General features: G+C 48.4%; 15 protein-coding genes. 6 read left to right on the top strand and 9 right to left on the bottom strand.

Annotation, left to right across the window (positions count from 1 at the left end):
- Positions 1-90 precede the first annotated feature (90 nt).
- Positions 91-735, bottom strand: coding sequence for an adenylate kinase (adk, locus tag AC6IB1_RS06690; RefSeq protein WP_497568347.1), 645 nt, complete (start codon positions 733-735; stop codon positions 91-93).
- Positions 736-992: 257 nt separating this feature from the next.
- Positions 993-2,900 (bottom strand): molecular chaperone HtpG, encoded by a 1,908-nt coding sequence (htpG, locus tag AC6IB1_RS06685; protein WP_114994981.1) that lies wholly within the window; start codon positions 2,898-2,900, stop codon positions 993-995.
- 218 nt (positions 2,901-3,118) lie between these two features.
- On the opposite strand from htpG, the gene AC6IB1_RS06680 reads away from it, so the two are divergent.
- Positions 3,119-3,997, top strand: a complete 879-nt coding sequence (locus AC6IB1_RS06680; RefSeq protein ID WP_497568346.1) for a winged helix-turn-helix domain-containing protein — start codon at positions 3,119-3,121, stop codon at positions 3,995-3,997.
- A gap of 8 nt (positions 3,998-4,005) precedes the next feature.
- Positions 4,006-4,542, top strand: a complete 537-nt coding sequence (locus AC6IB1_RS06675; protein WP_497568345.1) for a regulatory protein ToxS — start codon at positions 4,006-4,008, stop codon at positions 4,540-4,542.
- Positions 4,543-4,586: 44 nt separating this feature from the next.
- Here the strand turns inward: AC6IB1_RS06675 and recR are convergent, their stop codons facing one another.
- The 5 genes from recR to AC6IB1_RS06650 form a co-directional block, all read right to left on the bottom strand.
- Positions 4,587-5,189: a recombination mediator RecR gene (recR, locus tag AC6IB1_RS06670; RefSeq protein WP_005506375.1), complete on the bottom strand. Its 603-nt coding sequence runs from the start codon at positions 5,187-5,189 to the stop codon at positions 4,587-4,589.
- Between the two features lie 2 nt (positions 5,190-5,191).
- A complete protein-coding gene (locus tag AC6IB1_RS06665; protein ID WP_005506377.1) occupies positions 5,192-5,524 on the bottom strand; it encodes a YbaB/EbfC family nucleoid-associated protein in 333 nt (110 codons plus the stop codon).
- A gap of 57 nt (positions 5,525-5,581) precedes the next feature.
- Positions 5,582-7,708 carry a DNA polymerase III subunit gamma/tau gene (gene dnaX, locus AC6IB1_RS06660; protein ID WP_497568344.1) on the bottom strand — a complete coding sequence of 709 codons (2,127 nt, stop codon included), beginning with the start codon at positions 7,706-7,708 and terminating at the stop codon, positions 5,582-5,584.
- 105 nt (positions 7,709-7,813) lie between these two features.
- On the bottom strand, positions 7,814-8,359 hold the full coding sequence (gene apt, locus AC6IB1_RS06655) for an adenine phosphoribosyltransferase (protein ID WP_497568343.1): 546 nt from the start codon (positions 8,357-8,359) through the stop codon (positions 7,814-7,816).
- Positions 8,360-8,462: 103 nt separating this feature from the next.
- A complete protein-coding gene (locus tag AC6IB1_RS06650) occupies positions 8,463-8,861 on the bottom strand; it encodes a YbaN family protein (protein WP_497568342.1) in 399 nt (132 codons plus the stop codon).
- Positions 8,862-9,195: 334 nt separating this feature from the next.
- On the opposite strand from AC6IB1_RS06650, the gene AC6IB1_RS06645 reads away from it, so the two are divergent.
- On the top strand, positions 9,196-9,543 hold the full coding sequence (locus AC6IB1_RS06645; RefSeq protein WP_497568341.1) for a TraR/DksA family transcriptional regulator: 348 nt from the start codon (positions 9,196-9,198) through the stop codon (positions 9,541-9,543).
- A 59-nt stretch (positions 9,544-9,602) separates the two neighbouring features.
- On the opposite strand, the gene AC6IB1_RS06640 is transcribed toward AC6IB1_RS06645, so the two are convergent.
- Both AC6IB1_RS06640 and AC6IB1_RS06635 read right to left on the bottom strand, forming a co-directional pair.
- Positions 9,603-10,244 (bottom strand): DUF2057 family protein, encoded by a 642-nt coding sequence (locus AC6IB1_RS06640; RefSeq protein ID WP_497568340.1) that lies wholly within the window; start codon positions 10,242-10,244, stop codon positions 9,603-9,605.
- Positions 10,245-10,308: 64 nt separating this feature from the next.
- Complete coding sequence (locus tag AC6IB1_RS06635) at positions 10,309-11,313, bottom strand: porin (RefSeq protein ID WP_040529142.1); 1,005 nt, start codon at positions 11,311-11,313, stop codon at positions 10,309-10,311.
- A 517-nt stretch (positions 11,314-11,830) separates the two neighbouring features.
- On the opposite strand from AC6IB1_RS06635, the gene dinG reads away from it, so the two are divergent.
- The 3 genes from dinG to priC are packed head-to-tail and all read left to right on the top strand — an operon-like array spanning position 11,831 to position 15,264.
- Positions 11,831-13,909, top strand: coding sequence for an ATP-dependent DNA helicase DinG (gene dinG / locus AC6IB1_RS06630; RefSeq protein WP_497568339.1), 2,079 nt, complete (start codon positions 11,831-11,833; stop codon positions 13,907-13,909).
- 14 nt (positions 13,910-13,923) lie between these two features.
- Positions 13,924-14,697: a TSUP family transporter gene (locus AC6IB1_RS06625; protein ID WP_497568338.1), complete on the top strand. Its 774-nt coding sequence runs from the start codon at positions 13,924-13,926 to the stop codon at positions 14,695-14,697.
- Between the two features lie 18 nt (positions 14,698-14,715).
- Positions 14,716-15,264 carry a primosomal replication protein PriC gene (priC, locus tag AC6IB1_RS06620; protein WP_497568337.1) on the top strand — a complete coding sequence of 183 codons (549 nt, stop codon included), beginning with the start codon at positions 14,716-14,718 and terminating at the stop codon, positions 15,262-15,264.
- The last annotated feature ends 7 nt before the right edge of the window (positions 15,265-15,271 follow it).

Raw genomic sequence — 15,271 nt, 5'->3', positions numbered from 1 at the left:
TGTCAACAGAGGATACCATTACTTGCCACTCAGAGAAAAAGATCAAAAAAGGGCAATCCCTATGATTGCCCTTTCTCAACGCATGGGGTATTAATCCAGCGCTTTTGCAATTTCTGCGCTTACTTCAGCCACTTGCTTGGTACCATCAAATTTCAGGTATTTGGTGTTGCCAGCTTCTGCTTCTTTTGAGTAGTAAGCAATCAGTGGAGCTGTTTGCTCGTGGTATACACCCAGACGCGCACGCACGGTTTCTTCTTTATCGTCATCACGGACAACCAGATCTTCACCGGTGATATCGTCTTTACCTTCCACTTTAGGTGGGTTGTAAACCAAGTGGTAAGTGCGGCCTGATGGCAAGTGCGCACGGCGACCGCTCATACGCTCTACGATGACACTGTCTGGCACATCAAACTCAAGGACGTAGTCAATCTCTACACCGATATCTTTCAGGCCATCTGCCTGAGGAATCGTGCGAGGGAAGCCATCCAGTAGGAAGCCTTTCGCACAGTCTTCTTGTGCAATGCGCTCTTTAACCAGACCCAGAATGATATCGTCAGATACCAGTTGGCCTGCGTCGATAACTGCTTTCGCCTGTTTGCCCAGCTCGGTGCCGGCTTTGATTGCTGCACGCAGCATGTCACCCGTGGAAATTTGCGGAATACCATATTTTTCCATGATGAACTGCGCTTGAGTCCCTTTACCAGCACCTGGTGCGCCCAGAAGAATGATGCGCATAGTTATCCCCTTTCTTTACTTTGGAGTTTCGCAAAAACACGAAACATACACGGATATTGATACCTAAACAACCTTATGCCCGACGTTTTCAACACAATTGGCGCTGATTGCCGCCTTTGTCTCCCAATGCCTGCATGATCTATGACTCTGGGAATTTATAGGGAGTATTTTACAAAATGGTTTAGGTATGAATGCAACAAGCCCAGCAATCCCGCTGGGCTTGGTTGTAGTTATAACGAAATTGAATCGTTGTTCAATTAGCCTTTAGTCAGAAGCTGATTGACCGCACTCAGGAATTGGGAAGGATCATCCATTGAACCGCGCTCTGCCAACATAGCCTGGCCTAGCAGCATTTCCACCCAGCGGCCAAAGACTTCTTCATCCGCCTCATCAGCCATTTGTTTAACCAGTGCGTGTTCAGGGTTCATCTCAAAGATGTATTTCACTTCCGGCGCTTCCTGGCCAGCTGCTGCTAACAGTTTCGCCATCTGGGTGCCCATATCAAACTGGTCTGTGACAACAACCGCTGGCGTATCAGAGAGCTTAAAGGTCGCTCGTACATCTTTCACACGATCGCCCAAATACGCTTTGGTACGCTCAACCACGGAAGCAAATTCTTTCTCGGTTTCTTCGCGTTTCTCTTTCTCTGCATCGTCTTCGAACTTGCTCAGATCCAGATCTGCTTTGGTGATCGCCTGGAACTGTTTGCCATCGAACTCTGGCAGGTAGCTCATCAGCCATTCGTCGATACGGTCATACATCAAAATGACTTCAATGCCCTTCGCTTTGAATTGCTCCAGGTGTGGGCTGTTTTTCGCCGCCTGATAAGAATCTGCTGTCAGGTAGTAAATCTTATCCTGCTCCTCTTTCATACGCGACACATAATCTGCCAGTGACACAGTTTGCTCACTGCTGTCTGTCTGTGTAGACGCAAAGCGTAGAAGACCTGCAATTTTCTCGCGGTTTGAGAAATCTTCCGCTGGACCTTCTTTCAGTACCAGACCAAACTCTTTCCAGAACTTTTGGTATTTCTCTGCATCGTTACTCGCCATACGCTCAAGCATGGTCAATACGCGTTTTGTACACGCATTGCGCAGCGTCTGGGTCACTTTGTTATCCTGGAGGATTTCACGTGACACGTTCAGTGGCAGATCATTGGAGTCAATCAGACCACGCACAAAACGCAGATAGCTCGGCATAAACTGGGACGCGTCATCCATGATGAATACACGCTGGACATACAGTTTCAGGCCATGTTTGTGGTCTCGGTTGAACAGATCCCAAGGTGCTTTTGAAGGAATGTACAGCAAGCTGGTGTAGTCATTTTTACCTTCAACGCGGTTATGGCTCCACTGCAGTGGGTCAGCAAAGTCGTGGGACAAATGCTTGTAGAACTCGTTATATTCCTCGTCAGAAATGTCTGATTTAGAGCGGGTCCACAGCGCCTGTGCTTTGTTGACTTTCTCCCATTTCCCTTCGCCTGTCTCTTTGCCTTCGTCGTCGCGCTCTTTCTCCCACATTTCAACGGGAATACCAATGTGGTCAGAGTATTTGCCGATCACATCGCGCAAACGCCACTCGTTCAGGAACTCTTTATCATCTTCGCGCAGGTGAAGGGTGATAGCCGTACCACGGCTCGCTTTTTCGATACCTTCGATAGTGTATTCGCCTTCTCCTTCAGATTCCCACTTCACACCTTCAGATGCCGTCGCACCGGCTGCACGGGTAGAGACGGAAACCTTGTCAGCAACGATGAACGCAGAATAAAAACCTACGCCAAACTGGCCAATCAATTGGCTATCTTTCGATTGGTCTTCTGACAGTTGTTTAAAGAAATCGGCCGTGCCGGATTTGGCAATAGTACCCAGGTTCTCAATCACCTCTTCACGGGTCATACCAATACCGTTATCCTCGATAGTCAGCGTGCCGGCGTCTTTATCTACGCTCAGGCGAACACGCAGCTCACCGTCGTTTTCATAAAGTGCAGCATCTGAAAGCGCCTTGAAACGCAGCTTATCAGCGGCATCAGAAGCGTTGGAGATCAGCTCACGCAAAAAGATCTCTTTGTTGGAATAGAGTGAGTGGATCATTAAGTGCAGTAGCTGCTTCACTTCAGATTGGAAGCCACGTGTTTCCTTACTTTGTAGAGTTGCTTGATCGCTCATTTTAACCCCTGACTAACTTGTATTTTAGTTGTATCACTCCCTGTAAATATGGCCGCGATTTCTCAATTCAAGGGGAAGTATATATTTTTTGATTTCTTGAGCTGATTTTCTTACTTAAGGTATAATCGTCATAGTTTTTAGCCATTTCAGGTGCTATTCACCTCAGGCCTGAGGTTGACCCGCTAAACCGATCAAGATTCGCGCAGGTAAAAAATCGAATGTTAAATAAATCGAACCGTTACCTTCTGGGTGAGCGTTTTGTTTTCTCTCCCAGTGACAGCTCTTTGATCGATCTTTATGAAAATGAGGATTTGATTCGTCTGGGCAGTAACGAGTGCCGAGTTCTCATGGTTCTGATCGAAGAGCCACACGCCATTGTTACCCGAAACCGTATACATGATTTTGTATGGAGAAAACAGGGCTTCGAAGTGGATGATTCCAGTCTAACCCAATCCATTTCCACCCTTCGCAAGAGCCTGAAAGATTCAACAAAAAGCCCGATGTTTGTAAAAACCGTGCCCAAACGTGGATATCAGGTTGTTTGCTCTGTTGAAGTGTATAACGAGCAGGAAGTCGAACTGCCCGAACCAGCTGCGTCTGTCATTGAAGAGGCAGCGGCGAAAACGGAGCCTGATCTTCTTTCCGACAATACTGCCCAGCCACTCCCCCTTCCCGAAGCTGTTGCAGAGCAAACTGAGCCCAAGGTATCCACCAACGCCACTGCCCCTGCGAAAATGCCATTGGGCTCATGGGTGGCACTTGTTTTAACTCTGCTCGTGCCACTGGCTTTTCAGATCGCCTCTAATCCAAATCCAAAATCAGAAGCGTTTCGCGAGATCCTGACCATCGAGAACGTCCCCGTTTATATCCCTGTGACGAATGCGCGCATTTCTCAATGGCAGCCGATGGTTCAACGTTGTGTGGAGAAATATATCGGTTTCTATGGTAAGGAAAGAGAATTAGAAGAGGTCATTGTGACGGGTGGTCAGGATAACCAAATTTCCCTGAACTATATCCACAGCGCCAAAGATGCGGACGACAACATTACCTATGTACTTCTAACCAGCCAACAAGGGAGCGACGCGATATGCCGATGAGCCACAATATGCCAAGACGTCGCGATCAACTAAAGCGATATGGGCCTTTTGCCTTACTGCTGCTCTCCATTATCACCAGCGCATGGATTTTCCTTGGTGAGGACATGCGAACTGCAAACCTGTTGCTGTCGAAAGAATGGAAGTCACGCATGATTAACCACATTGAAGAGGCACACTACCGTGATGTCGCCGGGCTTACAGAGAGCGAGCAACAAAGCAACATGGTGTTTTTGCCGGACAATACTTATTCGCGTGATACGCAGATCGTCCTGAAAAACGAAGAAGAAAATACGCAGGTGGTCATGTCCATTTCCGAATCCGGTGAATGGGAGGTCAGTGGCGGGTATCTCAAACTCAAACTGGGCAGCATCAAGGATGTGACCACCGGAGACACGGAAGATTTTTCAGAAGAAGATCTAACATTGGTCCGTACTTTCTACCGTTTGGGTGCGGAAAAAGTGCGCCGTATAGACGTCTTGAACGACGGTTCACTGTTGCTGACCAGCCTGAATCACGGCTCACTGGTGCTATACAGCAAATCGTAACACTATGTAAAATATAAAAAAGGCCGCTGAACGGCCTTTTCTACTTATCCTAAGCGGTGTCGCCCAATAATGGAATGGGAAAGCGTGGTGCCATCCACCAGCTCCAGCTCCCCTCCCATCGGCACGCCGTGTGCAATACGGCTGGCAATAACACCATGCTCACTACACAGTTCACTGATGTAATGTGCAGTCGCCTCACCTTCAACCGTTGGATTGGTAGCCAGGATAAGCTCCGAAATTGATTCTGATGAAAGACGCTTTTCCAGCAAATCCAGACCAATGTCAGAAGGACCGATACCGTCCAGCGGTGAAAGGTGCCCCATCAACACAAAGTAACGACCAGAGTACTGTCCTGTTGCCTCAATCGCCGCAATGTCTGCCGGGCTTTCTACCACACAGATTTGTCCGTTTTCCTGACGGCGGGGATTGGCACAGATAGCGCACTCTTCTTCTTCCGTGAAAGTACGGCATTTCTCGCAGTGGCCAATGTCTGTCATCGCTGACAGTAACGCTTCTGACAGCTTCACGCCGCCTTGTCGGTTGCGTTGCAACAAATGAAACGCCATGCGTTGTGCCGATTTGGGGCCAACCCCCGGCAAGCAACGCAAGGCTTCCATCAATTGTTCAAGCAAATGGCTTGTACGCATTCTTAGAACGGCATTTTAAAGCCTGGTGGCATCTGCATACCGCCAGTCACAGATGCCATTTTCTCTTTTTGCGCTTCTTCAATACGGCGCGCTGCATCATTGAACGCTGCAGCAATCAGATCTTCCAGCATCTCTTTTTCATCTTCTTCCATCAGGCTGTCATCCAGCTCTACGCGACGAACGCTGTGGCTACCGGTGATGGTGACTTTCACCAGACCTGCGCCCGCTTCACCGGTCACTTCCATGTTTGCAATCTCTTCCTGCATTTTCTGCATGCGCTCTTGCATCAGTTGCGCCTGCTTCATCAGGTTGCCCATTCCGCCTTTACCAAACATATATCTCTCTCTATTTTGCTTGGAGGTGCCGATGTGCTCATCGACAGCTCATTAGGTTTATATAGGTCTAATGCTCTCTTCATCAAGCTGCGCGGAGAAGCGCTGCAAGATAAAGCGAACGTTGGGATCTGTTTTCAAGCTCTGTGATGCTTGAGCGAGTTTTTCCGTGTACAACTTGTCCCGCCACTCCAGTGGCGTGGTGCCTGCCAGCCCTAGCGTAACGGACAAGGTGACATCAACCCCGAGTTGCTGGCTTAATGCCTGAACCAGTGCAGTCTGAGCACGCTCCGTATTGAGGTGGGCCTGCTCTTCTCGAAGATAAAGATGAATGTGATCGCCATTGCGCTCCATCGATGCGTTCAATGCCATTTGCTTCACCAGCCTCGGTGCGTCGAGCGCGGTTGCAATGCGACACCATTCATCCAGTTCGACAGACTCTTTTTCGAGTTTATCGCGCATTTCCGGTGTGCGCTCATGTTGCAACGCTTTTTTGATGTTATCCGGCGTTACCGTAGCAGGCTTGTCTGCCTGAGCCTTTGTCAAGGAAGGTGTCCAGCGGTATGCCTCATCTTTTGGGCCAGCATCAACCTGTGGCTTCACCTCTGCCTGAAAACTGGCGCGTTCAGCTGGCTTATGTTTCGCTGTAATGCGGTCAATGACCGACAGTGCATCACTGCCGGCAGATACCGCACTACTCTTTTTTGGCGACTGGCCCTCTTGCTGTCGAAGACGGCTTCTTAGCATATTGCGAGCAGCCAACAGGCTATTGGCAGAAGATATCGTCCCCTGGCTTCCTGTTACCTGGGGGGGATAGGCTTGTCCAGACGGTGTCTGTTGCGGAAAACTGTCATAGCCGGTTTCAGCCTCCCGCTGTGCTTCCATTTCCATGGCTGTCATATGGGAAGACAACTGAGGATCTTCCTGTGGTGGCGTAGACGCAACGTCCGGTGTTGGCTGGGTTGGTGGTTGCTGAACTGTACGGCTTGCCTCGACCTGTGCTTTCAGCATTGCCAACCGATCATTTGCCTGGGGGGATGCCGTAACAGGTACAGGCTGAGTTGTAGGTACTGATACAGCACTTGGTTCAAACTGCTGTGACGTTACCGGACGGAAAGCCAGCATACGCAGCAACACCATTTCCAACCCTGCACGCCCATCCGGCGCGTAAGGTAAGTCCTGCCGTCCTTGCAGTGCAATTTGGTAAAAAAGCTGGACATCCTGTGGCGACACCAACTTACCCAGAGCAAGAATACGCTCTGCATCTGGTGATGAGCCATCGACAGATTCCGGTAACGCCTGCGCCATTGCTACACGATGCAATTGGCAAGCAATCTCTTTAAGCAGACCGTCCCATTCTACTCCGACCTCAGCGAGGTGAGTCAGACATGCCAATACATGGTTTGCGTGCCCTTCCGCAAGCGCTTCAAGCAGCAAGATAGCCTGATCGGTGCTGAGGGTACCCAGCATTTCTGTCACCTGCCTTTCCTGCACCACGCCATTGCCCAATGCAATTGCCTGATCGGTCAATGATAAAGCATCACGCATACTGCCTTCGGCCGCCCGGGCTATCAGCGACAATGCCCGTGTTTCAGCGGGTACAGATTCTTGTTCCAGCACATGGCTGAGCTGATCTTTAATCTGGGTGGCATCCAGATGTTTCAGATGAAACTGAAGACAACGGGATAAAATGGTGACAGGCAGTTTCTGCGGATCTGTCGTTGCCAGCAAGAATTTCACATACTCAGGCGGTTCTTCCAGCGTCTTTAGCAGCGCATTGAAGCTGTGACGGGAAAGCATGTGAACTTCATCTATCAGATAGACTTTATAGCGGCCACGGGCAGGTTTGTACTGGACGTTATCCAGCAAGTCACGGGTATCTTCAACCTTGGTACGCGATGCCGCATCAATCTCGAGCAGATCAACAAACCGCCCCTGTTCAATTTCCTGGCAGGTCGCACACACACCACAAGGCCTAGAGGTAATCCCCTGCTCACAGTTCAAACCTTTGGCAAAGATTCGGGCGATAGTTGTTTTCCCTACGCCCCGGGTACCGCTGAAAAGGTAGGCGTGGTGCAATCGATTATGATCGAGTGCATTGGCCAATGCAGTCAAAACATGGGATTGGCCAACCACATCGCAAAACTGGTGTGGTCGCCATTTTCTGGCTAGTACCTGATAACTCATGCGTGATAAATTCTGTCTGTAGTCTTCCGCCATGCTAGCACAGACACAAAAAGAGCGCGATCCTGCCGATCACGCTCTACAAGGCTGTTTGGTTCAAACGGTGAATTAATGACCGTCAAACTGGCAAATGCTGTATACATCAATGCCCATCGCGTGAAGGCGATGCTCTCCACCAATGTCTGGCAGATTAATAATAAATGCAGCATGTGTTACATCACCACCCAGACGGCGGATCAATTTTGTCGTGGCTTCAATGGTTCCCCCTGTCGCCAACAAGTCATCGACCATCAATACCTTATCACCTTCCACAATCGCGTCGGTGTGAATTTCCAGTGTATCGGTGCCGTATTCCAGTTCATAACTTTCACTGATCACCTCACGTGGCAACTTCCCTGGTTTGCGCACAGGAATAAAACCAATGCCCAGCTCTAAAGCCAGTGGGGCGCCAAACAGAAAGCCCCGGGACTCAGTGCCAACAATTTTGGTGAACCCCTGATCTTTATATTTGTTGACCAGTAACTCGATTGTCGCTTTATACGCCTCTGCGTTTTCCATCAAGCTGGTGATATCACGAAACATGATGCCTGGCTTCGGGTAATCAGGGATGGTTTTGATACTGTTTTTGATAAATGCGATTTTGTCTTGGCTCATATTGATTCACTATACAGCGTGGCTTCTGATAATACTCTGGACGTTACTGGCCCCATTTTCATGCTCGTCACCGAACCGTTGCAGGGGATGCGAAACCGCCATGTTATGTATTTTCAGGGACGCGGGCAACCGGTTCGATTTCACGTAAACGGTTAATCCATATTAAAAGTACAGCTGCCATCACTACCAACATGGCTTTGTGCCAAAGTTCAGGAACAATAACGATAGAAAATGAAAAGCTCAGCACAATAAACACGCTCGCACGTCGCTTAACCTTTTTGTCTATCGCCCGGTGCTGTTGCCAGTTGTTAATCACCGGCCCGAATGTAGGATGGTCATGCAGCCATTTCGCAATACGCGGTGAGCCCCGCATAAAACAGGCACTGGCCAGCAAAAGAAATGGAGTGGTGGGTAAGAGCGGGAGAAAGATACCAATGACACCGAGGAAGACACTTAGCCAACCTATCGCCAGCAAAAGCAGTCGTTTAAACGATAATTTCACGCTTCCTCCCGGATATTGTTTTACCGGCTTAACATACCAATCCACGTTAGCGTAGCGGGCAGTGTTGGAAGCAGTAATACCGCGATCATGCCCAGAAAATACGCAAAATTAAACGGGTCTTTAAAGTTAGCGTCCATCTTTATATATCCTTCTTGTTCTGACTATCATTAGAAATGAACCGCAATATACCTGTTTCGACGGCCACTAAATACCGACAAACCGTAAGGTCTATTGACCTTTGGGATTATCTCATTTTGTCTTGATATATATCAGAACAAAGACAGGCTATTTCACTAGACTGTTCGGTTATAATGCGCACCGAGACACAACAACAATGATTGATAAAAAAACTGTAGCACAACTACAACAAAAGCTAGCAATTGAGAAAGAAACGGTACGCAGCAGGTTGGAAGAAACGCTGATGAGCCTGACAGGACAAGATGTCACAAACGTACCGACTGCCTATCTCATCAAGCTGTGTCGACACGAAACAGCCCCAACTATTCATGCCGACGGCGTTCGTTTAGAGAAAATTGATGCTGCGTTGTGTGCTATTCACACCGGGTTATTTGGTCTGTGTGCAGACTGTGAAGAGGACATAGAACTGGACGATATTCTTTTCGACCCTACCGAATCGCGATGCCAATCCTGCCGCACTCACAGCCGTTATCACCACGCTTAATGAGGCCTCTTTTGAGGCCATGGTTCTTATAAGGTTGCGTAAAATCAATCACAAAAACGCTATTGAAAATCTTGCTCAACCATCCATCTTTTGAATGATTTTTTTTCTTCATTAGTTGCTTTCGTGTACCAAAGTTTCAACTGAGAAAGCACGTCACCCTTTATACTGACACGACCATCATCTTCGAACGAAACAAGCACGTCTTCAAGATCTTGAGGTTTACCGCCATCAAACACAATGCCATTTTCTCGATTATATTCAGCAATCACCTTTTCCATGTTGCCAAAAGACCCAAAACCACTTCCAGTGAGTTTCTCAGAGGCTAACACAGTCACAGATCCTGCCGTTGGGTTTCTCAATTCCCAAATAGGCTCTCTAAAGAATGCCGTTGCCTGGCTTTCAAATTTAAGTTTGGGAATGCTTAAAACGACATCCTCTTTCCCCATTTCAAATTCCATCACATAGGGTTTTGATGTAAAAATCGTTGAGCGCGAACCGCGTTTCACTTCATCATCATACCTTGCAACGATTTGGTAAGTACCAGGAGAAAGCGTTACAACCTTATCTGCGTGATCGCCATAACGTTTAACGTCTTTTCCATTTATTAACAGTAATTCCAACCCATTCTCAGCACTTAACGTCCCAGCAAGCGCTCCCCCTGAGAACAAGCATAACAACGCGAAAACCAGACCTTTTAGCATTTCTTTACCTTATACAAAAAAACCGCCCTACAGGCGGCTTTAATAATGACGCGATTAAACTGGCTTAGAATTTCACTTCCATACCCAGCACATAACCTGTGTCAGTGTCTATATCAACATTGCCTACTTTACCATCTGCGACACCAACCTCTGCATACACCATTGCATTGCTGTGCAGCTTATAGGTGGCATTCGCGTAAATGCTGTCTGCATCCCCATCGAGATTTCCACCTTTACCTTTGCTGTCAAGGTAGTCATAGCCAATAGCAAAAACAAGCTTCTCACTGGCTTGGTAACCAGCTGAGATACCAAATACATCAACTTCATCACCAACAGCATTGTTAGTGTGTAATTCGTAGTCTAATTGGCCGTAGCTGAGTGCCAGATCGAACTGGTCGTTTATCGTCCAATCCAATTCAGCGTTAAAGCCTTTAATATCTTCGCCATCTACGTCTTCACCATCATAGAAGTAGATGCGACCGTCAAGACCTTCATAACGCGCACCAATACGGCCACCGATGATCTGGCGACCATCTGTTACGTCCGACTTGTTAGTATCCAAATCTACGTTTGCGCCAGCATAGAAAGTGCCGTTGTCGTAAACCCACTTGATAACTTGACCACCTTCAGTCTGAACAAAATCAATTTGCTCATAACCTAATTCGTAGTCTTTTTGGTTGCCTGCGTCATCAGAAAGAAGCAGTTGGCGACCAAACGTAACCGTACCAAAATTACCACCCAAACCGACATAAAGTTCGTCGTTTTTCACTGTGCCGTTATCGTTAGAAACAGTAACACCAGTAGCAAACTGATCTTCGTATTTGAAACCCATACCCGCCACTGCATTTAGACCGTCTGCCACTTCAATAGATGTGGTAAGAAGAAGGTCTGCATCATCAATGCGCAAGTAAGCATCTTCGGTTGTGCTGTAATCTTTGAAATACTGAATTTCTGCTGCACCGCTTAGGTCAACTGTGACACCGTCTGCATCGTAAAGGTTAACGCTTGCTTGTGCCGCACCAGCAGCCAGCAGAGCTGGAACTGCCATCGCTAGGATAGTCTTTTTCATGTTAATCCACTGCCTTTTCTTTATTAGTTTGGAATTCCTGTGCCGGAATTCCTTTTATGTTTGTACTTGTCACAGCGTCACGAAAACACGGAAACAAGTACGCTTAAACGTCGAAACTTAGAGTGCAGAGAAATCTAAAATCTGTCAAATTACATAAAAACAACATCAAAAAATAAAAAACACGATTAACAACAAACGGTTACAAAGCAAACATCGAGAAGGTTCACGAAATTGAAGCGATACCATCAAAAATCTTTAAAATTAGTCATACCACTACAACAGGTTAAAATTCTGTGAATTAATCTTTTTTGATGGATATTTGGAGTTATATTTTGCTATTAGGTGATTTATACAGTGAATGGCATTCCCTTTGGATTTCATAGTGATAGCTAATATTAGTTCAATTGATATTCGTGATATACATCGCATAAATTGAAATGAATAATCGAATACTTGAACTCTTTCACATTATCCATCCGTGTTATACTGCGCCTCCATCACCGTTATTGTGACCGCCATGCTCAGCCCATCCACCAAAAAAGACATCCGATCCAGCTACGAGAACCTAAAAGCACAATTGCAGAATTTTATTCCGAGGAAGGCACAAAACTATTTGGTAGCCGAAATCGCGAAAACCTTGGCCGGTGAATACCACCCTAAACGCCGAATTTTGGTTGCAGAAGCGGGAACAGGCATCGGAAAATCCATGGCATACCTGATGGGCTCCATTTGCTTTGCACTCAATAACAACAAAAAAGTGGTGGTTTCCACGGCTACCGTGGCCCTTCAAGAGCAACTGATCGGGAAAGATTTGCCTCTTTTCCGCCGTGTAGTGCCACGGGAATTTAGTTTTGTTTTAGCTAAAGGGCGTCAACGTTATTGTTGCGGTCAAAAACTGGCTACCGTCGCAACCCCTGAAGCACATGGGCAGCAAACGCTGTTTACCGAAAAACCGAAACGCGGTGATATCAACTTGCTCAACACCCTGTATGACGCTTACTCGCGGGGAAAATGGGATGGCGACCGGGATGCATGGCCAACAACCATTCCTGACTATCTTTGGCAAACCATTGTTTCAGACAAGCACACCTGTCACTCCGGGCTGTCTGCTCATCGCAGCTGCCCGTTTGCCAAAGCGAGGGAACATCTGGACAAAGCTGACGTTATCGTTGCAAATCACAGCCTGTTAATGGCCGATCTCGAACTGGGTGGCGGCGTCATCCTCCCTGAGCCCGAACACACACTGTATATGATTGACGAAGCTCATCACCTGCCCACCATCGCCCGGGACTTCTCTGCAGCCTCAGCCAGTTTAATGGGAGCAGCTTCATGGCTGGAAAAGCTTAATCAGAGTGCATCAAAGATTGCCAATGGGGGCGACATCAAACGAAGCGGGCGCTTTCTGGATGCCCTCCAGTCAGGTATTCAGGTATTGGTCCCGTCTTTGCGCGGCGTGCGCAATATGCTGGGTGAGTGCTCACTGAATAAAGACGGGATCTATCGATTTACTGACGGTGAACTACCGGAAGCACTCCAACAGGAAGCGAAAGAAATACAAAAAGCGGCGAAAAAGGCCAATCAATCCCTCGCAAAACTGCACGATCTTATCTCTGAGCGGGTGAAAGAGGGTGATATCGCATCTCGACTTGCCGACCCACTTTTAGCGGAATCAGCCTTCTTCTTGCAGCGACTCGAAAACCTGGAAAAAGTCTGGACGCTGATGGCACAGCCCAATTCAGAGAAAGGGGCACCGTTGGCCCGATGGATTCAGCGCTGCCCAGAGCGGGAAACCGATTTGATTGTTCACGTGTCTCCGCTTGAAATCGGTTGGCGGCTTGATCAGTTGCTCTGGTCACGGGCGGCGGGCGCCTGTTTGCTCTCCGCAACACTCCGCGCGCTTAATTCATTCTCTTATTTCTGCCGTCAGGTTGGGCTGGATGAAAATGACGGCACCCGTTTTCTGGCGCTGCCCTCGCCTTTTAATTACCCGGAAAATGCCCGATTAGTGATACCTTCCATGCCGTGTGAGCCGCAGGATGACAGATTTACCGAAGTGCTTCCCGGTGTGCTGATGGAATACCTGGAAGGGGAAACGGCAAGTCTTGTGCTGTTTTCGTCATACTGGCAAATGAACCAAGTGGCAGAGAAAATGCAAGCCGAGATAAAAAAACGGGGCTGGCACCTGCATGTTCAGGGAGAAGCTTCACGGGCATCAATTCTTGATGCACACCGTGAATGTTGTCAGAAAGGGCAAACCAGTGTGCTGTTCGGTACCGGCAGCTTTTCGGAAGGGTTAGATTTGCCGGGAGAATTACTGACAAACCTTATCATTACTAAAATTCCGTTTGCTGTCCCCACCTCACCCGTTGAGGAAGCCCATGCTGAATACCTGGAGCGAAAAGGCGGCAATGCCTTTTTGCAGATTTCAGTGCCAGAAGCCAGTAAAAAGCTCGTACAATCAGCAGGTAGGCTACTGCGTAAAGAGCACGACTCTGGTAGAGTTGTGCTGCTTGACAGACGGGTTGTGACCAGACGGTACGGAAAAGCCCTTCTTGACGCGTTACCTCCCTTTAAACGTGTGATCGAACACACCTAAAAAGAATAAGAAAAATGCTCGAACTTCTGGATCCAAACACCATAATCCTCCTCGGGTTGGTGGCTTTTGCTGCTGGCTTTATTGACGCAGTAGCCGGCGGAGGCGGTATGTTGACCGTGCCAGCCCTGTTGTCTATCGGGCTGCCGCCCCACATTGCCCTCGGAACAAACAAACTCTCGGCCACCTTTGCCTCATCGACGGCGGCATTGACCTATTACCGGAAAAAACTCTTCTCTCCCCGTTTCTGGTCTCACGCTTTTCTCGCTACCTTTATAGGGGCGGTATTCGGCACGCTGGTGGTCGATTACATTTCCACCGATCGGCTGGAAAAAGCACTGCCTCTCGTCGTGCTCGCCACCGCTGTGTATACCCTTTGGCATCCACAGCCGAAAGCCGAGAGTCATTCACTTCCCAATGACGTTCCCAATCTCAAGGCAAAACAATGGGGACAGGGGTTTACCCTGGGGTTCTATGATGGCGTAGCAGGGCTAGGCACTGGTGCATTCTGGACCGTGTCATCCATGTCGATGTACAAGACGAACATCTTGCTGTCATCTGGCCTTGCCAAAGCGATGAATTTCACCAGCAATTTCACCTCCCTGGTAACATTTATTATATTGGGGCATGTTAACTGGTCTATCGGTCTTACTATGGGGGCTTGCCTGATGATAGGGGCTTATATCGGTGCCCATTCTGCTATCCGGTTTGGAGCCAAATTTATTCGCCCGGTGTTTGTCTCCGTGGTAATGGTACTTTCGGTTAAACTGGCCGTTGACGCCTGGTTTTAGCAAAACACAGAGTAACCTATGGACTTAACTTCCCTGAAAGTGCAACTGCAAGCACTGGCCAACAGTGCCGCAGACATCGACCGGAAACGTGGTGAAAGTGCCAGACCCCTGTTTGATGAGCGCCTGTTTTCCTGTCTGGCGCGTTTGCTGACGCCGTGCGTGATTGAGGCAAAAAGCGTCGTGGACACGATTGAACGCGAGCAAGCCAGCGGACGACTCACCGCAATGCGGGCTGAGTATCTTTGTGAAAAGCTGCTGAACCAGCTAGGCGCCTTGCAGCGGGAAATAGCCACCCAGTCTCTCCGCCAGCAAGAAAAGTCCCTGGCCCCCAAATACGGCGCGTCTATCAGTCAACTTTATCAGGATCTCGCCCAACACCAAGGTTGGGAACGCCGTTTAAGCGATATGATCAGGGACGCAGAGGCCAGGCTCGACACCTGCTCATCGTTTATCGAGCAGCAGCAGGCTCAAAAACAACTGCTTGTTCTGGAAAAGCGTCTTGCCCGTTGCAAGGAGGCCCGGCAGAAAATTGAAAAACGTATATCCCTCCGAGAACGCAAGGGCTGAATGCACC

The sequence above is a fragment of the Grimontia sp. THUN1695 genome (assembly GCF_059704325.2).
Note: the sequence above shows the minus strand (reverse complement) of the source record. Positions and strands in the feature narration are given on the sequence as shown.